This is a genomic window from Asticcacaulis sp. AC466 (assembly GCF_000495815.1).
GTDB lineage: Bacteria > Pseudomonadota > Alphaproteobacteria > Caulobacterales > Caulobacteraceae > Asticcacaulis.
This window is the reverse complement of record NZ_AWGE01000014.1, coordinates 83,468-100,084: the sequence shown is the minus strand read 5'-3', so window position 1 is coordinate 100,084 and position 16,617 is coordinate 83,468. Positions and strand designations below refer to the sequence as shown.

The window sequence follows — 16,617 nt, the reverse complement described above, 5'->3', positions numbered from 1 at the left end:
GTACAAATCACGCCTGGCCCGTCATGCCCTTGGCCTGGAGAATGGCGATAAAGACGAAAAACACCAGGCAGGCGGCGACATTGAACACCGCCGCCGGCACAACCCGCTTCACCAGCACGATGCGCAGGCAGAACAGGCAGATAACGAAGCCGACGCAGATTTGCCCCAGCACAGGGTCCTTGCCCCACTGCATGAGCCCGCCCCACAGGAAGCCCAGCGACATAAGCCAGTACAGCCCTGCGCCGATGACTTTGGCCGAATGCCATATGCCCTGAAGAAACAGCATGTCGTCCTGAAATCCACCCGTTTATCCCTGGCCGTGTCTACCACGCGGCCTCGTGCGACATAAAGGGGCTTTATTCATATTGTCCTTTTATATATTTGTGCCGTTAGATCGGCCCAAGTGATCAGATTCCCAGGATGCCAAATGTTCAATTTTTCCCACCAGTTCGAAAATTTCAAATCCTCACTGATCGGGCTGGTGCTGATCCTGGCCTCGGCCATGCTGGGTTTGATCTGGATCAGCATCGGTATCCACAAGATCGCTATCCAACTTCTCGGTGAACTGTGGGGTCCGCTGGCCCTGGGCAGTATCTTCCTTTTGCCGGTGATCATCTATTTCGGCATCAAGGCCCTGCCGCACAACCAGAAAAAGCGCCGCCAGTCGATGATCGACGAAGCCTTCGCCAATTCATCGGTCGGCAGCATTTCGCGCATTATCGATACCCTGTCACCCGTATCGCCTGTGCTGGCCACGGTGGCGGCCATCGTCGCCGGCTTCGTCGCCACCCGCTTCCCGCAACTCCTGCCCACCTTCTCGCAGATCGTTCAGGCCCTGGGCGAAGAACTGCAATTGCGCAAGGTCCACAAGGCCGAAGCCAAGGTGCGCAAGGCGCGCGCCGAATACGAACGCACCGCCACCCCGCCGCCGCCCGACGTGGTCCCGGTCGCCAAGCGCCGCCGCAAGAAGGACGCCGACCCTTACGCCGAGATGTAGGGCCATATTTTCAGCTCAGGCGCCGCATGGCTCGCCGCACAGGCGGCGGCGGGCAGTCGCCCTTGCCAACGTCATGAGTCGAAGGTCATGACGTTGGATATCCGCCAAAAGAAAAGCTCCGGACATCCGCCCGGAGCTTTTTCAATTGTATCTAGGCGGCAAGCGCCCCGGCTTACAGGTCTTCCTTGAGGATCGCCATTTCGAAGATGTAGGAGCCTTCCTCGTCTTCGTCGACATAGACCACGCCGATGAAATCTTCACCGATATAGACTTCGGCCGAATCCTTCTGCTTGCGCGGCTTGAGCTCAAGGCCCTGGGTCTTGAAGGTGCTGAACAGGTAATCCTGAACCTTGGTGATTTCTGCGGGGGTCATATAGGGCCTCGGATGGATGTACGGGGTTCGTCCTGCGGTCATGCAGACTAAGCACAATTCGCCCGGACGAGGGATAAACTTTGTGTGTGGCGAGCTTTAAAGCGCCGGCGCATCCGGCGCAAACCCTTTTCGCGTCCGAACCCCATCAATCCCCAAGGGATCAGCCCAGCGTATCAGCCAAGGCTATCAAATCGAATAGTCGGTATCGATTTCCGGCATGGTGTGGTCCATCTGGCGGGCCGGGTCTTCGCAGGTCTTGCAATTGATCAGCTTGGCCGGCACGCCCGCCGCCGTGCAATGGGCCGGAACCGGCTTGAGCACCACGGAGCCCGAGGCGATCTTGGCGTAGTCACCGATGGTGATATTGCCCAGCACATTGGCCCCGGCGCCCAAAAGCACGCCCCGGCCGACCTTGGGGTGACGATCGCCGCGTTCCGCCCCGGTCCCGCCCAGGGTCACCCCTTGCAGGATCGAGCAGTCGTCGCCGACCACCGCCGTCTCACCAATGACAATGCCGGTGCCGTGGTCGAGGAAGACGCCCTTGCCGATACGGGCAGCCGGATTGATATCGATCTGGAAAAGCTCGGACACCCGGCTTTGCAGAAAATGCGCCATGGTGTGGCGGCCGTCCTGCCACAGGCGGTGCGACACGCGGTAAATCTGAAGCGACAGGAAGCCCTTGAAGAACATGAAGGCCTGCAAATAGCCCTTGGCGGCCGGATCGCGCTCATAGACGGCCTGCAAATCGGCCTGGGCATAATCGACCAGGGCCGGTTCGGTGGCGTAGGCCTTGCGCACGATTTCGCGCAGGGTCATGCCGCGAATAGTATCGTCGCCCAGCTTGCGCGCGATATGATAGCTGAGCGCGCTGGCCAGATCGTCGTGGGACAGGATTGTGGAATGCAGCATCGACGCCAGGCCGGGCTCGGCCGCCAGCGCATCCGACGCCTCCTGGCGCAGATTGAGCCAGATCGGCTTGTCGTCCGGGTTGATGACTTCGAAAACCTGAGCCATGAGACTCTCCTGCACTATCTCAGCCAACTATAGCATCTCGCAGATGCGGCGGCAAATCACCCGTCATGGCCATATGGTAGACGCGCCATACGCTGACAACGGTTAAGGCATCGCGCACCTGATAATTTTTTACCGCGTCGAGCAGATCGCGGAAGGGCACGCGGGCGTGGGCGAACACTTCGGTATCGTCCGGTTCGACATCGCCTTCGCTCAGGCCGGTCGCCAGATAGCAGACCGCCACCTCGTCGGTCACCGAGTTCGACAGCTCCAGTTGCGCAATCTGCGTCCAGTTGGCGGCAATCAACCCCGCTTCTTCGCGCAGTTCGCGTTTGGCGCCATCAAGCGGGTCTTCGTCAAAGGGCGCGCCGCCCTCGGGTATCTCCCAGCTATAGGAGTCCAGCGCGAACCGCGCCTGCCCGACCATCGGCACCGTGCCGTCATCGAACAGGGGCAATATACCGATGGCGCGGTTGGCGAAGCGCACCACTCCGTAATGCGCTGCCCGCCCGGTGGGGGCGACAACATCGTGGCTTTCGACGGTGATCCACGGGTTCTGAAAGGCGACATGCGATTTGACCCTTTGCCAGCCGGGGCGCTGGCCCAGGGCGGCTTCGGTATCCCAGGGCGGCAGGTTGGGTTTCTTATCGGTCACGGCTCACCTATATATGGACGCATCGAGTCTCTTCGCGAAAGCCATAGCATGTCCCTCCCCGCCTTTGACCAGACCCCGATCGAATTCGGCCAGCCCGTACCGCAAAAAAAGTCCGCCGAAACCCTGGACGTGCTGTTCCATCGCCGCAGCGCGCCGGCCCCGACCCTCGGCCTGCCCGCCCCGTCCGAAGACGAAATCGACCTCCTGATCCGCATCGGCTTTCGGGTGCCCGATCATGGCAAGCTCGGGCCATGGCGCATCGTCCGCTTTACGCCGGACAGCAAGGCGCAACTGGTCGAACGGCTCAAGGCCCTCGCGGAATCGCGCGACGACCGCAAGGCGGTGGGCGCATTGCAAAAACTGTCCATCCCGCCCGAAGCCCTGCTGGTTATTTCCAGCCCCGTATTTCCGTACAAGAAGCCGTTGTGGGAACAGCAATTGTCCGCCGCCGCCGTCTGCCAGAACCTGCTGATTGCCGCCGGCGCGCTAGGCTACGGCGCCAACTGGATCACCGACTGGTATAGCTATGACGAAGAGGCCAAGACCGTACTCGGCCTGAGCGACGGCGAAAACGTCGCCGGCTGGATCTTCCTCGGCACCCCGTCGGAAGCGCCGCTGGAACGCGAACGCCCCGACTACGCCAGCCGCGTGTCATGGTGGCAGGGCTAAGGCGAACCCTAAAACACGTCCGGCCTAAAACACGTCCGGAATCACGGGCGGCAGGCGATCCTGGCCATGTCGCCAGAACCGGTAATAGCCATAGCCCGCGCCACCGGCCAATAGCGCCGTACCGAGATAGCTGGCGCACAAAATCCCCAGGTTCACCACCGGGTTGGTTAATTCGTATTGAATCAGAACAAAAACGGACAAAAACAGGGCCGGAAAAAGCACCACCACAAACGTCAGATAACTGCCGAACGGTAGCGGTGCCCGGCGCCCCCACAGGCGGGGTTCGGCCAGCAACCAGAACGGTACGGCGGGCAAGGCGGCTAAAAACATGCCGGGCCGGAATACAAAGCTGACATCCTGCGAAAAGCCTAAGATGCCAAAAGCAGCCCCAAGACCGACAGCTATATAGGGCGTCGCCCACAGCGCAAAGATGGCCATGGGGACCGATACGGCCGCCGTAACCAGCATCCGAAACCAGAAATTCCCCCACAGCCCCCTCATCCGTGTTTACCCCCGGCCGCGATAGGTCGGCACACCGAAGTCCGGCACATAGACGCCCTTTGGCGCGTCGCCGGTTTGCCAGAAGACATCGATCGGGATGCCGCCGCGCGGATACCAGAACCCGCCGATGCGCAGCCAGCGCGGCGCAAGCAGGTCCTTCAAACGCTTGGCGATATAGACGGTGCAATCCTCATGAAAGGCGCCGTGATTGCGGAAACTGGTCAGGAACAGCTTCAAGGACTTGGATTCGACCAGCCACTCCCCCGGCACATAGTCGATGACCAGATGGGCGAAATCGGGCTGGCCCGTCACGGGGCACAGGGAGGTGAATTCCGGCGCAGTGAAGCGTGCGACATAGTCAACATCGCTATGCGGATTGGGCACGCGTTCCAGCGTTGCCTGGGCGGGATCGTTGACCGGACGGGCATCGCCGCCCAGTTGCGTCAGATTGTCGGTGTAATGGCTCATCGCCTGGATATAGCCCGCCAACCGCGCACTTTCAACTTTACGCGAACGTCAATTTCAGCGTAATCTCTGCAAAACGCTCGGCCGTTTTAACGCGCCTGAGCGGCACATAAAGAGGAAATGAAATGGCCGTCCCCGCTTCGCTGAACAAAAACCTGCGTTTTCCCGCCGTCGCCGCGCCGATGTTTCTGGTGTCGGGTCCGGAACTGGTCATCGCCACCTGCAAATCGGGCATGATCGGCACGTTTCCGGCGCTCAATCAGCGAACCAGCGAAGGCTATGCCGAGTGGCTGGACCAGATCAAGGCCGCGCTGGGCCCGAACGATGCCGCCTTTGGGGTCAACCTGATCGTCCACAACACCAATACACGCCTGATGGCCGATATTCAGATCACGGTTCAGCATCAGGTGCCCCTGGTCATCACCTCGCTGGGCGCGGTCAAGGACATCGTCGATGCCGTCCATTCCTACGGCGGCGTCGTTTTCCATGACGTCATCAATGCCCGCCATGCGCGCAAGGCGATGGAAGCCGGGGTCGATGGCCTGATCCTGGTGTCGGCCGGTGCGGGCGGCCATGCCGGCAACCAGCATCCGTTCGCCCTGCTCAACGAGGTGCGCGAATTTTTCAAAGGCACCATCCTGTTGTCCGGCGCGCAATCAACCGGCGGCGACGTGGCGGCGGGCCTGATGGCCGGGGCGGACCTGGGCTATATGGGCACGCGCTTTATCGCCACAAAAGAAGCCCGCGCCGTCGAAGGCTACCGCGAAATGCTGGTTGAAAGCTCGGCCAAGGACATCACCTATACCGACGCCATTTCCGGCATCAACGCCAACTTCCTGACGCCGTCCCTGATCAATAATGGCCTCGATCCGGCGGCGGCGAAAGACCCGCACCACAAGATCGACATGGGCGAGGAACTGAACACCGAAGCCAAGGCGTGGAAGACCATCTGGTCCGCCGGTCAGGGCGTCGGCTCCATTCATGACATATTGCCCGTCGCCGACCTGGTCGCACGGCTGAAAGCCGAGTTCCACGCCGCCCATGCGGCCTTTACGGCCAAGGCCGAACTGTACGACCTATAGCCCCCTCGCCCCGCCTGTGCGGGGAGAGGGCTGGGGTGAGGGGCTCTTAGGCGGAAAAAACGCTCAGCGCCTGTTCGATATCCGCGATCAGGTCGTCGGCATCTTCCAGCCCGACATAGAAGCGCACCGCCGACCCTTCGCGGTACGGATCGGGCGCGTCGCCAATGCGGGTGCGCGTGCGGATCTGCGGCTCGCAATTGGTCGCCAGGCTTTCGTAACCGCCCCAGCTGAACCCCAGCCCGAACAATTTCAGCCGGTTAAGGAAGGCCTGTGAATCGGCCTCGCCATTGCCCTTGAACAACACCATGAACAGGCCGTTGGCCGCGGTGAAATCGCGGGCGAAGATGTCGTGACCGGGATGGCTGTCCAGCCCCGGATGGACGACGCGCAAGACTTCCGGACGACCTTCCAGCCATTTGGCGATCTTCAGCGCGCTGTCACCCGACTGCTTGATGCGCAAATGCAGCGAGCGGATACCGCGCGACGCCAGATAGGATTCGTCGGCCGAGGTGAAGAAGCCCCACGCCTTGATGGTGTCATAGATGACCTTGCCCAACTTGGGGTCGGACACCGACAAAGACCCGATCAGCACGTCGGAATGTCCGCCGACATATTTGGTCAGGGCCTGCATGCTGAGATCGACGCCATGCCGCAACGGCTTGAACAGCACACCCGCGCCATAGGTATTGTCGCACAGGGTCAGGATGCCGCGTTCGCGCGCCAGCCGCGCAATGCCGGGAATATCCTGAATATCGAAGGTCAGCGACCCCGGGCTTTCGACATAGATCATCTTGGTTGCTGGCGTGGCCAGAGCCAGCACCGCCTCCGCCGTCAGGGCTGGATCGTAATAGCGGGCGGCGACGCCGTAACGCTGCAACTGGGTATCGAGGAAGCGCCGCACCGGGCGATAGGCGGCATTGGCCACCAGAATCTCGTCTCCCGCCGCCAGAAAGGCAAAGATGGGCAGAGTCAGGGCCGCCAGACCGCTGGGCAGGATGTGGGCCTCAGCGGCCCCTTCCAGATCGGCGATGAGCCGGCACAATTCGGTCTGGGTCGATAGCCCGTCCGTGCCGTAGGTCGGCTTGATGTCGTCATTATAAAGGACTTCGGCGCTTTCCATGAGCACGGTCGATCCGCGTTCCACCGGCGTGTTGACCGCCCGGCGGGAGTTGGCGCGGCCATAGGTGGCGCTGGTCAGGCGGGTCGTTTCTTTCATGTCGGGTCTCTCGGCAGGCGGCGGCTTGGTATACGATTGTCTTCAAGCGCGAAACGCAGGCTTGCGCAAGCCATAAGACCTAACCGAACGCGTCAGTTTTGATGCGAGAGGGAAATAATACGCTTGCGACTAAGATACTGTGGTTGCCGTTCAGGCTATTCCTGTTGTCCCGCCACCCAGATATCCACTTGGGCTTGCCATACGGCGGACCGGACGATAGCCTGTCCGCCAAATGGGAAAATATGATCAAAAGAGTGACGCGCACTTGGCTGATATTGTCCTTGCTGGCGCTACCGGCTCACGCACACGCAAACGTAACGGCTCCACCGGGAACGCATGACTATTTCAAAGGGCAATAAAATGCTGTTCTTCGAAAATGATATAACAAAGGCTTTATGCATCTATATTGGATATGGGAAGCACTCTTATCCCGGCGAATACTTGGACGATCTAACTAAGAAATTCGGCCCAAAAAAAACTTCCGATTTACTGCCCAGGATTTCAGCAATTAGGGTTTTTGCGAATAACATTCCGTTTGAACAAACGGATTCCCTACAAAAGATCGCCAAAAAAAATTAGCCACTCTATTCAAAAAAGCTATCCAAATATCGAGGCCAGAGGGATTAAAGCGCTGGTGTGGGAAGTGACATATACGCTTCGGTAAGGCGAGAACATTCGTCTTGTTGCTCCATAAGGACAGGCTATGCCGGCGCACACCTAACGACTGAAGGCTGCGCCTATCTGATTCCTCCCAACCACATGGGTTGTCACCGCCGCCACTGCCCTGTGTCGGACACGGTAGACTCAGCAAAAAAGTCGCCATCTCGCACAGCGGCTTTAAAGCTTACGTAGTTTCGCCAGTCGTGGATGACGACAACATTGTACCTCCCCATCTTGGATGGGGAGGGGAACCGCACGAAGCGGGCTTGCCCGCAAGATGTGGTGGTGGGGCATCTCGTTTAGGTTAATACCTGCCACATACCGGGTAAAGACAGACACCCCACCACCACATCTCAACGCTTCGCGTCTCGTGCGGTCCCCCTCCCCGGCGAAGCCAGGGAGGTACAAGATTATTATTCCCTTTACCCTTACGCCGCTTTTCCGGCCTTGGCGTCCTTGCCGAAGCGGCCGTAGAAGGTTTCGCCCTTGGCCGCCATGTCACGCAGCAGCTTCGGCGGTTCGAACCGCGCCCCGTAGGCCTGGGTCAGGCGATCCAGTTCCGCGACGAAGGCCGCCACGCCGATGGAATCGATCAGCGAGATAACCCCGCCCGACCACGGCGCAAAGCCCCAGGCCAGGATGGAGCCGACATCGGCTTCGCGCGGATCGGTGATGACTCCTTCTTCGAAGCAGCGCGCCGCCTCGACGGCCTGACGGTACAGAAGGCGCGTCTTGATTTCCGCGACGTCTGACGGTTCGGCCTCGGTGACGGTCGGCGTGAAGTAGTCGGACAGGCCGGACCACAGGGTCTTGCTGGCGCCCTTTTCCGCCGGGTAGTCGTAGAAGCCCTTGCCGTTCTTGCGGCCGTAACGGCCCTTGGCCACCATGTCGGCGACTTCCTTTTCGCCGGCCAGCGGGACATAGGCATCGCCTTGCGACTTGGCCATTTCGGCCTGGACCTTGACCATAAGATCAAGCGCCACGTCGTCATTCATTTCCAGCGGGCCGCGCGGCATACCGGTCATGCGGCCGACATTGTCGATGATGGCCGGCGCGTAGCCGTCCGCCCACAATGCCATGCCTTCGGCGACGAAGGTGGCGAAGCAGCGCGAGGTGTAGAAGCCACGGCTGTCATTGACCGCGATCGGCGTCTTGCGGATCTTGAGGACGTAGTCGATCGCCTTGGCCAGCGTCTCGTCCGACGTTTCCTTGCCGAGAATGATTTCGACCAGCATCATCTTATCGACGGGCGAGAAGAAGTGGATACCGATGAAGTTTTCCGGCTTTTGCGACGCGGTGGACAGGATGGTGATGGGGATGGTCGAGGTGTTGGACCCGAAGATGGCGCTATCGGCCTTGTCGCCCGAATAGAGGCGCGCTTCGGCATCCTTGGTGACCTTTTCCTTCAGCTCGGTGTTTTCGAACACGGCCTCGATGACCAGCTCAGAGCCCTTGATCTGGTCGTAATCGGGCGTCGCCACGATCAGGTCCAGCGTCTCGGCCATCTTTTCCTTGGTCATCTTGCCGCGCGACACCTGCTTCATGAGCAGGTCTTCGCAATGCTTGCGGCCCTTGTCGGCGCTTTCCTGGTCGCGGTCGATCAGGATCGTCTTGATACCGGCCAGGGCCTGGACGTAGGCGATGCCCGCCCCCATCATGCCCGCGCCCAGAACGGCCACTTGCGTGAACTCAGCCTTGGGCACGCCTGACGGACGGCCTGAGCCCTTGGCGATGGCCTGCATGGAGAAGAAGAAGGTGCGCAGCATGGCCTTGGCCTGCGGCGTCATCAACGTCTTGGCGAAGTAGCGCGTCTCGACCTTGATCGCCGTATCGAACGGCAGTTGCAGGCCTTCGTAGACGCTGTGCATCAGGTTCACCACCGCCGGGTAATTGCCGTAGGACTGCTTGCGCAGCAAGGCATTGCCCATGATGAAGACCTGAGCGCCCGCCGGATGGTACGGACCGCCGCCGGGAATCTTGTAATCCTTCTTGTCCCAGCGCTGGACCGGATCGCCCTTGGTCTTGATCCAGGTCTTGGCGGCTTCGACCACCTTGTCGTTATCGACCACTTCATCGACCACGCCCGCACCCAGCGCTTCGGCGGGCTTGAACGACTTGCCTTCCGACATGGCCATGAGCGCGGCTTGCGCGCCGATCAGGCGCGGCAAGCGTTGCGAACCGCCGCCGCCGGGGAACAGGCCGATCTTGATTTCGGGCAGGCCGACCTGAACCTTGGGCCCATTCGACAGCACGCGGTAATGACAGGCCAGCGACAGTTCCAACCCGCCGCCGAGCGCCAGGCCGTTGATCGCGACCGCCACCGGCTTGCCGCAGGTTTCGAGCAGGCGATAGACGCGGTTCATTTCAAACGCGGCATCGAAGGTGGCCTTGAGCAGGTCTTCGCCCTGCAGAGAGGCATCGGCTTCCCAGCCGCCGCCGAACAGTTCCTCAAGATCGGCGCCGGCGCAGAAGCCGTTCGTCTTGCCGGAGGTGATGACCACGCCCTTGATGTCGGCTTCGCTTTTGGCGCGGTTGGCAATGGCTTCGACATCGGCCAGAGCCGACTTGGTGAAGGTGTTCATCGTCTTGCCGGGCACGTCGAAGGTGCAGAGCAGGATGCCGTCGGCGTCGAGATCGGTCTTAAAATTTTCCATAGTGGTTATTCCCTGCTGTTTTCTTATACGCGCTCGATGACCGTGGCGGTGGCCATGCCGCCGCCGACACACAGGACGGCCAGCCCCGTCGATTTGCCGGACCGTTCCAGCTCATCGGCCAGCGTGCCGAGGATCATGGCGCCGGTCGCGCCCAGCGGATGGCCCATGGCAATGGCGCCGCCGCAGACATTCATCTTGTCGTGCGGAATATCGAGCACCTGCATGTAACGCAGAACCACGGCCGCGAAGGCTTCGTTCAGTTCGTAAAGGTCGATGTCACCCACGGTCATGCCCAGCTTCTTGAGCACCTTTTCAGTGACGAAGGACGGGCCGGTCAGCATGATCGACGGCTCCGAACCGATGGAGGCCGTGCCCAGGATGCGCGCCTTGGCCTTCATGCCCGTGATCCGGCCGGCCTCTTTCGAACCGACCAGAACGGCGGCCGCGCCATCGACGATGGAGGAGGAATTGCCCGGCGTATGGACGTGATTGATGCGTTCGACCTCAGGGTAGCGCTGATTGATGACCGAATCGAAGGCCATTTCGCCCATCATCTGGAAGGAGGGATTAAGCCCGCCCAGCGTCTGCATATCCGTATTGGGACGCACGCTTTCATCGTGATCCAGCGCGGTGATGCCCATCTGATCCTTGACCGAAATGACCGAATTCTTGAAACGGCCTTCCGCCCACGACCGGGCGGCACGCTTGTGGCTTTCGACGGCATAGGCGTCGCAATCGGTGCGCGAAAAGCCCCACTTGGTGGCGATCATGTCGGCCGATACGCCCTGCGGCACGAAATAGGTCGGAAAGGCCGCATTGACGTCGATGGCCCACGCCCCGCCGTCCGATCCCATCGGAACGCGGCTCATGCATTCGACGCCCCCGCCGATGGCCATGGTCGCTTCGCCCGACACCACCTTGGCGGCGGCGATATTGACGGCTTCCAGACCCGAGGCGCAGAAGCGATTGACCTGAGCGCCCGCCGTGGTTTGCGAATACTTGGCGGCCAGAACGGCGGCCCGGGCGATGTCCCCGCCCTGTTCGCCCACCGGCGTCACGCAGCCCCAGGTCACATCGTCAACCAGGGTGGTGTCGAGGTTCGAGCGATCGCGCAGCGTGCTCAGCACCTGAGCCGACAGGTCAAGGGCGGTAATCTGGTGGAGGCTGCCGTCCTTCTTGCCCTTACCGCGCGGCGACCGCACATGGTCATAGATATAGGCTGAATTTTCAGGGCTGGGCATCGACAGGGCTCCTCTGTTTATTGGGGCATTTTTTGGTGCAGCATAGATGCGCTTTGTTTACGCGCACGTCAAGTAGTCGCAAAAATAATCTGGCGGAAATCCCGCGCTCGCGCCGCCAATTATAATACAATTGCCTTGACCCTTGGCACCGAAACGCGTAGGTCATTCGCAAGATAATCAGAGAGCTCGCCATGGACACCGCCGCCCCCCTCGCCCGCACAAATACCCGCACCACCCTGCGCAAGATCGAGACCTTCGCGGTGCCGCCACGCTGGCTGTTCGTGCGTATCGAAACCGATGACGGCGCGGTCGGCTGGGGCGAAGCCTCCCTGGAAGGCCATACCGAGGCGACCGAAGCCACCTTCGCAGAAATCCGCGAACGCTTTATCGGTTTCGACGCCGATCGTATCGAAGATATGTGGCAGGTTTTCTACCGTCTCGGCTTTTACCGCGGCGGCCCGGTCCTGATGTCGGCCCTGTCGGGTTTCGACCAGGCGCTGTGGGACCTCAAGGCGCGCCGCCTTGGCGTGCCGGTATGGCAATTGCTGGGCGGCCAGGTGCGCGACCGGGTCCAGGTCTATGCCTGGATCGGCGGCGATCGTCCGTCCGACGTCATTGATGCTGGTAAGGCGCGCCTCGATCAGGGTTTCAAGGCGGTCAAGATGAATGCCAGCGAAGACATGGGCTGGCTCGATTCGCCCAAATGCCTCGATGCCGTGCTCGACCGCTTCACCTCGGTGCAAAGCCTCGGCCTCGATGTCGGCATGGACTTCCACGGCCGCGTCCACAAGCCGATGGCCAAGCAACTGGCCCATGCGCTGGAGCCCCTGCGCCCCCTGTTCATCGAAGAACCGCTCCTCAGCGAACATATCGAAGCCATCGAACAATTGTCCAAGCTGACCAGCACCCCCATCGCTTTGGGGGAACGCCTGTACAGCCGCTGGGACTTCAAGCCCTTCTTCGAAAAGGCCTGCGTCGATATCATCCAGCCGGACCTCAGCCATGCCGGCGGCATTTCGGAATGCAAACGCATCGCCGCCATGGCCGAAGCCTATGACGTGGCCATCGCCCCGCATTCGCCTCTGGGGCCGCTGGCGCTGGGCGCCTGTATGCAACTGGCCATCTCGACGCCCAACCACGTCATTCAGGAAATGTCGCTCGGCATCCATTACAACACCAACGGCCACGACCTCCTTTTCTATATGAAGAACCCGGAAGTGTTCAATGTGAAGGATGGCTATGTCGAGGCCCTGACCGGCCCCGGTCTCGGTGTCGAAATCGATGAAGCCAAGGTCCGCGAAATGGCCAAGGACTGCCCGCCGTGGCGCAACCCGGCCTGGCGCGGCCCGGACGGCTATGTCCGTGAATGGTAAGAGGCGCGGTCCATGTGTAAAAGGCGGATTTCCGCCTTTTCATTTGGCCGAACCTATCCTAAAACGCAGATAACTCAGACAAAAACAGGAACAGGGCCATGTCAAACATCCTCCGCCGCTCCGCACCTGGCGCCATTCTCGGTGAAGGCCCGCTGTGGTCGAAGCGTGACCAGTGCGTCTATTGGGTCGATATCCTGGCGCACAACCTGCATGCCTATTATCTCAACGGCGAAAGCCGGACCTGGCACTTTCCGGAACCGATCGGCTGGGTCATCGAACGCGAAAAGGGCGGCTTCATCGCCGGTCTGATGTCCGGTTTTGCCGAGGTCACGCTCGATCCCCTGACCATCACACATATCGCCACCCCCTACCCGCACGAGCCGGAAAACCGCCTGAACGACGCCAAGGCCGACGATCTGGGCCGCATCTGGGCCGGATCGATGCACAAGCCGATCGCCAAGGTGTCGGGCGCCTTCTATCGCCTGAACGTCGATCTGACCTGGCAGGAGGTCGATGGCCCGTACAAGATCGCCAACGGCCCGACCTTCTCCGCCGACCATGCCACCGTCTACCACACCGATACCGGCAAGAACGAAATCTACGTCTTCGACGTCATTGACGGCGAACTCGCCAACAAGACGCTCTGGCTCACCTTCCCCGAAGACTGGGGCGGTCCCGACGGCATGACAACCGACGCCCAGGGCGGCATCTGGGTCGCCCATTGGGGACCGGGCAAGGTTACGCGCTTCAATGCGGACGCCAGCATCGACTTCTCCATCGACCTGCCGGCCAGGCAGATCACCTCGCTGTGCTTTGCCGGCGACAAGCTTGACCGCGTCTTCGTGACCTCGGCGGCGGAAGGCCTGCCGGAAGATCGTGAAGGCGGGACATTGTTCGAAATACCTTCTGATCTGCTGCGCGGCCATACCGGCCTTGAACCCCAGAAGTTTAAGGGCTAGACCAAACCGCATTGCTGTTACTCGGGCCCTCAGGCCTTTTCGGACGCATGAACGGTACGGGCGCCCTGCCCTTGCCAAAGCGCTGGACGCAGCACCTGGAACAACCCTTTGCCAAGAGACTCCGCCGCATGACCTACGCCGCGCCCGCCCTGATCGCCGCCGACTGGGGCACCACCAATTTTCGCCTGTTCCTTTTCGGCACGGATGGCGAGATCATCGCCAAGCACACCGCCAATATCGGCCTGAAAAACCTGGGCGTCCTGTCGTTCGAACAGGCGCTGTTGTCCGTCATGAAGGGCGATTTCGACCGTCCGGACCTGCCCATCCTGTTGTCGGGCATGGTCGGCTCGCGCACCGGTTGGGTCGAAGCGCCGTATCAGTCCTGCCCGTCCAGCTTGGCCGCCATCGCCGCCACCCTGGTCGATGCGCCCTCGTCCAAGTTGAAGGTCAAGATCGTCCCCGGCCTGTCCGCCCCGGCCGACCACGAAGGCCTGCTTAACGTGATGCGCGGCGAAGAAACGCAACTGTTCGGCCTGTCGGCGTCGCATGGCGACGGCGTATTCGTCCTGCCCGGCACCCATTCCAAGTGGGCCAAGGTCGAAAACGGCATTGTCGAAGGCTTCAGCTCCTACATGACCGGCGAAATGTTCCAGGTCCTCAAATCCCATTCGATCCTCGGCGACCTGATGCATAACGATAAGGATGACGAAGCGGCCTTCAAGCTGGGCGTCGATCGCGCCATGGCCGACAAATCCTTCCTGTCCCTCGTCTTTTCGGTCCGCACCGAAGGCCTATTCGGTCATATCGCTCCGGAAAGCCTGTCGTCCTACCTGTCCGGTCTGTTGATCGGCTCCGAAATCCGCGCCGAAAGCATCCGCCACGGCGTGCGCCCCGTCGGCATTGTCGGCGATGGCACCCTGTCCAACCTCTATAAACGCGCCCTGCTCCACACCGGCTTTACCGATGTCGCCATCCACGATGGCGACGAGGCGTCCGCCCGTGGTCTGTGGGCGATCGCCCACGAAGGAAAACTGGTACTATGAGCTTGATGGAGCAATGGCGCGCGGCGCTTGACACCCTGCCCCTGGTCGCGATTCTGCGCGGCCTGCGCCCGGACGAAGCATTGGCTGTCGGCGAAACCCTGGTCGAAGCCGGTTTCCGCATCGTCGAGGTGCCGCTCAATTCGCCCGATCCGTTCGACTCGATCAAGCTATTGGCCGAAGCTCTGGGGCCGCGCGCCATTGTCGGCGCGGGCACGGTGCTGAACGTTGCCGATGTCGAAACCTTGAAGGCCGTCGGCGGTCAGATCTGCATCTCGCCGAACACCAATACGGACGTCATCCGCCGTGCCAAGGCGCTGGGCATGATTTCCTTCCCCGCCTTCTTCACACCGACCGAAGCCTTCGCGGCCATCGACGCCGGTGCGGACGCCATCAAGCTCTTCCCCGCCGAACTGGCCGGGACCAAGGGGCTTAAGGCGATGAAGGCCGTCCTGCCCAAAACCGTGCCGGTTTTTCCGGTCGGCGGCGTGGAACCGGGCAATATGCGGGACTTCCTCGATGCCGGGGCCGCCGGTTTCGGCATCGGTTCGGCCGTTTTCAAGCCGGGCGACAGCCCCGAAATCGTCTACAAAAAGGCCAAGGCCTTCGTAGATGCCTGGGATGCGATAAAAGGGGCGTAAAGCCCCTTACTTCACCATCACCGTATCGGCGGTCTGGCGGGCCATCTGCGTCACCGTCATGACCGCAGGCTTGTCTTCGGACGGGCCGCGCGGCGCCATCTTACCCATATCCATGGTCATGACCGTGCTGGTGCTGCACACGGTATGCGTATCGACATAGTTGACCAGGCTCAGGTCCGTATCGCACGTCATGGACATCTTCATATCCATGGCCGCCACCATGCGGTCGAACATTTCGTTCACTGCCTTGGCCGCTTCCGGATCCTTTTTGGTGGTGTCCATGGCCATGGCGCTGCCCATCATGTTCTTGATCACGCCACCGATAAAGGTGCGCAAATCGTCCTGGGTCGGAGCCATAACCGACGTCAGGTGCGCCGCCTTGCCCTCTTCCCATTTGGTCAGGGTCACGGTGCCGCCCATGCGGAAGGTGCCGCCCATGAGCGATATCGGCTCACCGCCAAAGGCGACCGCCTGACCCACGGTCAGGGGCTTGTTGAGATAGCTGCCGCGCTGGCCGTTCTGGCGCAGCAGACCCGCCGCCGTTTCCGGGGTCAGATTGCCGATCATCATATTGTAGAGCATAGTCCCGGCGGCGCCCTGCATTGCGGACGAGCCTTCGAGCGACGTCTTGATGTGCGCCTTTATGTCTTCGATATTGTCGATGCTGACCGGGTCGAGATTGCGATCAAGCGTCAATTGCGCCGGTCCGATGCCACGAATGACCTTGGCCAACTCATCCACCAAGGGGGCGCTTGGGCTGGGTTGCCCGGTGCCGTCCGTCGATTTCATATCGAGGGTATCGATCGTGTAAACGGCGTGAAAGCCATCGCCGGCCCGGTCCGTCTTACCCGTAAACGACAGGTTCGTCGTGGTTTTTTCCGTCTTCGCCGGGGTGCCGTTCAGTGCCGTTTCCTGCGACTGATCGGAGGTCTGGGTCGCGCGAATTTCGAAATGATCCGGAAATTTGGGCGAAATCGTGTGGGTGTCCTGCGCCATCACCGGCGCAGCAAACAGGATGGTCGCCAGAACGGGCGCCAAAACGGCAGTGGACGCAAACGCAGTGATTTTCATGGAAACTCC

General features: G+C 60.9%; 17 protein-coding genes. 7 read left to right on the top strand and 10 right to left on the bottom strand.

Annotation, left to right across the window (positions count from 1 at the left end; translation table 11 throughout):
• Positions 1 to 7: 7 nt before the first annotated feature.
• Positions 8 to 286 carry a hypothetical protein gene (locus AEAC466_RS36900; RefSeq protein ID WP_023458926.1) on the bottom strand — a complete coding sequence of 93 codons (279 nt, stop codon included), beginning with the start codon at positions 284 to 286 and terminating at the stop codon, positions 8 to 10.
• A 141-nt stretch (positions 287 to 427) separates the two neighbouring features.
• On the opposite strand from AEAC466_RS36900, the gene AEAC466_RS36895 reads away from it, so the two are divergent.
• Entirely contained in the window at positions 428 to 997 is a 570-nt protein-coding gene (locus tag AEAC466_RS36895; protein ID WP_023458925.1) for a hypothetical protein, read from the top strand.
• A gap of 172 nt (positions 998 to 1,169) precedes the next feature.
• Here the strand turns inward: AEAC466_RS36895 and AEAC466_RS36890 are convergent, their stop codons facing one another.
• From AEAC466_RS36890 to AEAC466_RS36880, 3 genes are all read right to left on the bottom strand, one after another.
• The gene (locus AEAC466_RS36890) at positions 1,170 to 1,370 is read right to left on the bottom strand and encodes a DUF3126 family protein (RefSeq protein ID WP_023458924.1); all 201 of its coding nucleotides are present in this window, start codon (positions 1,368 to 1,370) and stop codon (positions 1,170 to 1,172) included.
• A 186-nt stretch (positions 1,371 to 1,556) separates the two neighbouring features.
• The gene (cysE, locus tag AEAC466_RS36885; protein ID WP_023458923.1) at positions 1,557 to 2,384 is read right to left on the bottom strand and encodes a serine O-acetyltransferase; all 828 of its coding nucleotides are present in this window, start codon (positions 2,382 to 2,384) and stop codon (positions 1,557 to 1,559) included.
• Positions 2,385 to 2,403: 19 nt separating this feature from the next.
• Entirely contained in the window at positions 2,404 to 3,036 is a 633-nt protein-coding gene (locus tag AEAC466_RS36880) for an NUDIX domain-containing protein (RefSeq protein ID WP_023458922.1), read from the bottom strand.
• Positions 3,037 to 3,084: 48 nt separating this feature from the next.
• Here AEAC466_RS36880 and AEAC466_RS36875 point away from each other — a divergent pair, with 48 nt between their 5' ends.
• The gene (locus tag AEAC466_RS36875; RefSeq protein ID WP_023458921.1) at positions 3,085 to 3,705 is read left to right on the top strand and encodes a nitroreductase family protein; all 621 of its coding nucleotides are present in this window, start codon (positions 3,085 to 3,087) and stop codon (positions 3,703 to 3,705) included.
• 24 nt (positions 3,706 to 3,729) lie between these two features.
• Here the strand turns inward: AEAC466_RS36875 and AEAC466_RS36870 are convergent, their stop codons facing one another.
• Positions 3,730 to 4,206: a hypothetical protein gene (locus AEAC466_RS36870; RefSeq protein ID WP_155913714.1), complete on the bottom strand. Its 477-nt coding sequence runs from the start codon at positions 4,204 to 4,206 to the stop codon at positions 3,730 to 3,732.
• Positions 4,207 to 4,212: 6 nt separating this feature from the next.
• Positions 4,213 to 4,674, bottom strand: coding sequence for a preQ(1) synthase (queF, locus tag AEAC466_RS36865; RefSeq protein WP_031239073.1), 462 nt, complete (start codon positions 4,672 to 4,674; stop codon positions 4,213 to 4,215).
• A gap of 122 nt (positions 4,675 to 4,796) precedes the next feature.
• On the opposite strand from queF, the gene AEAC466_RS36860 reads away from it, so the two are divergent.
• Positions 4,797 to 5,753, top strand: a complete 957-nt coding sequence (locus tag AEAC466_RS36860; RefSeq protein ID WP_023458918.1) for an NAD(P)H-dependent flavin oxidoreductase — start codon at positions 4,797 to 4,799, stop codon at positions 5,751 to 5,753.
• A 46-nt stretch (positions 5,754 to 5,799) separates the two neighbouring features.
• Here the strand turns inward: AEAC466_RS36860 and metC are convergent, their stop codons facing one another.
• The 3 genes from metC to AEAC466_RS36840 all read right to left on the bottom strand — a co-directional run bounded on the left by metC (position 5,800) and on the right by AEAC466_RS36840 (position 11,524).
• Positions 5,800 to 6,969, bottom strand: coding sequence for a cystathionine beta-lyase (gene metC / locus AEAC466_RS36855; protein ID WP_023458917.1), 1,170 nt, complete (start codon positions 6,967 to 6,969; stop codon positions 5,800 to 5,802).
• A 1,088-nt stretch (positions 6,970 to 8,057) separates the two neighbouring features.
• Positions 8,058 to 10,283, bottom strand: coding sequence for a 3-hydroxyacyl-CoA dehydrogenase NAD-binding domain-containing protein (locus tag AEAC466_RS36845; protein ID WP_023458915.1), 2,226 nt, complete (start codon positions 10,281 to 10,283; stop codon positions 8,058 to 8,060).
• A gap of 23 nt (positions 10,284 to 10,306) precedes the next feature.
• On the bottom strand, positions 10,307 to 11,524 hold the full coding sequence (locus AEAC466_RS36840; RefSeq protein ID WP_023458914.1) for an acetyl-CoA C-acetyltransferase: 1,218 nt from the start codon (positions 11,522 to 11,524) through the stop codon (positions 10,307 to 10,309).
• A gap of 191 nt (positions 11,525 to 11,715) precedes the next feature.
• Between AEAC466_RS36840 and dgoD the strand changes: the two genes are divergently transcribed.
• From dgoD to AEAC466_RS36820, 4 genes are all read left to right on the top strand, one after another.
• Positions 11,716 to 12,897, top strand: a complete 1,182-nt coding sequence (gene dgoD / locus AEAC466_RS36835; protein ID WP_023458913.1) for a galactonate dehydratase — start codon at positions 11,716 to 11,718, stop codon at positions 12,895 to 12,897.
• Positions 12,898 to 12,995: 98 nt separating this feature from the next.
• Entirely contained in the window at positions 12,996 to 13,856 is an 861-nt protein-coding gene (locus tag AEAC466_RS36830; RefSeq protein WP_023458912.1) for an SMP-30/gluconolactonase/LRE family protein, read from the top strand.
• Positions 13,857 to 13,903: 47 nt separating this feature from the next.
• Positions 13,904 to 14,899 (top strand): 2-dehydro-3-deoxygalactonokinase, encoded by a 996-nt coding sequence (locus tag AEAC466_RS36825; protein ID WP_023458911.1) that lies wholly within the window; start codon positions 13,904 to 13,906, stop codon positions 14,897 to 14,899.
• A complete protein-coding gene (locus tag AEAC466_RS36820) occupies positions 14,896 to 15,537 on the top strand; it encodes a 2-dehydro-3-deoxy-6-phosphogalactonate aldolase (protein ID WP_023458910.1) in 642 nt (213 codons plus the stop codon). The genes AEAC466_RS36825 and AEAC466_RS36820 overlap by 4 nt, the downstream gene beginning before the upstream one ends.
• A 6-nt stretch (positions 15,538 to 15,543) precedes the next feature.
• Here AEAC466_RS36820 and AEAC466_RS36815 read toward each other — a convergent pair whose 3' ends face one another.
• Positions 15,544 to 16,608, bottom strand: a complete 1,065-nt coding sequence (locus AEAC466_RS36815; RefSeq protein WP_023458909.1) for a hypothetical protein — start codon at positions 16,606 to 16,608, stop codon at positions 15,544 to 15,546.
• Positions 16,609 to 16,617: the final 9 nt, after the last annotated feature.

What these genes read in the sequence shown, in the direction of transcription:
- AEAC466_RS36825 (WP_023458911.1), top strand. Translation starts at nt 13,904, where the DNA reads ATGAACGGTACGGGCGCCCTGCCCTTGCCAAAGCGCTGGACGCAGCAC.
- dgoD (WP_023458913.1), top strand. Translation starts at nt 11,716, where the DNA reads ATGGACACCGCCGCCCCCCTCGCCCGCACAAATACCCGCACCACCCTG.
- AEAC466_RS36875 (WP_023458921.1), top strand. Translation starts at nt 3,085, where the DNA reads ATGTCCCTCCCCGCCTTTGACCAGACCCCGATCGAATTCGGCCAGCCC.
- queF (WP_031239073.1), bottom strand. Translation starts at nt 4,674, where the DNA reads ATGAGCCATTACACCGACAATCTGACGCAACTGGGCGGCGATGCCCGT.
- AEAC466_RS36840 (WP_023458914.1), bottom strand. Translation starts at nt 11,524, where the DNA reads ATGCCCAGCCCTGAAAATTCAGCCTATATCTATGACCATGTGCGGTCG.
- AEAC466_RS36870 (WP_155913714.1), bottom strand. Translation starts at nt 4,206, where the DNA reads ATGAGGGGGCTGTGGGGGAATTTCTGGTTTCGGATGCTGGTTACGGCG.
- cysE (WP_023458923.1), bottom strand. Translation starts at nt 2,384, where the DNA reads ATGGCTCAGGTTTTCGAAGTCATCAACCCGGACGACAAGCCGATCTGG.
- AEAC466_RS36845 (WP_023458915.1), bottom strand. Translation starts at nt 10,283, where the DNA reads ATGGAAAATTTTAAGACCGATCTCGACGCCGACGGCATCCTGCTCTGC.
- AEAC466_RS36830 (WP_023458912.1), top strand. Translation starts at nt 12,996, where the DNA reads ATGTCAAACATCCTCCGCCGCTCCGCACCTGGCGCCATTCTCGGTGAA.
- metC (WP_023458917.1), bottom strand. Translation starts at nt 6,969, where the DNA reads ATGAAAGAAACGACCCGCCTGACCAGCGCCACCTATGGCCGCGCCAAC.
- AEAC466_RS36815 (WP_023458909.1), bottom strand. Translation starts at nt 16,608, where the DNA reads ATGAAAATCACTGCGTTTGCGTCCACTGCCGTTTTGGCGCCCGTTCTG.
- AEAC466_RS36820 (WP_023458910.1), top strand. Translation starts at nt 14,896, where the DNA reads ATGAGCTTGATGGAGCAATGGCGCGCGGCGCTTGACACCCTGCCCCTG.
- AEAC466_RS36900 (WP_023458926.1), bottom strand. Translation starts at nt 286, where the DNA reads ATGCTGTTTCTTCAGGGCATATGGCATTCGGCCAAAGTCATCGGCGCA.
- AEAC466_RS36860 (WP_023458918.1), top strand. Translation starts at nt 4,797, where the DNA reads ATGGCCGTCCCCGCTTCGCTGAACAAAAACCTGCGTTTTCCCGCCGTC.
- AEAC466_RS36890 (WP_023458924.1), bottom strand. Translation starts at nt 1,370, where the DNA reads ATGACCCCCGCAGAAATCACCAAGGTTCAGGATTACCTGTTCAGCACC.
- AEAC466_RS36895 (WP_023458925.1), top strand. Translation starts at nt 428, where the DNA reads ATGTTCAATTTTTCCCACCAGTTCGAAAATTTCAAATCCTCACTGATC.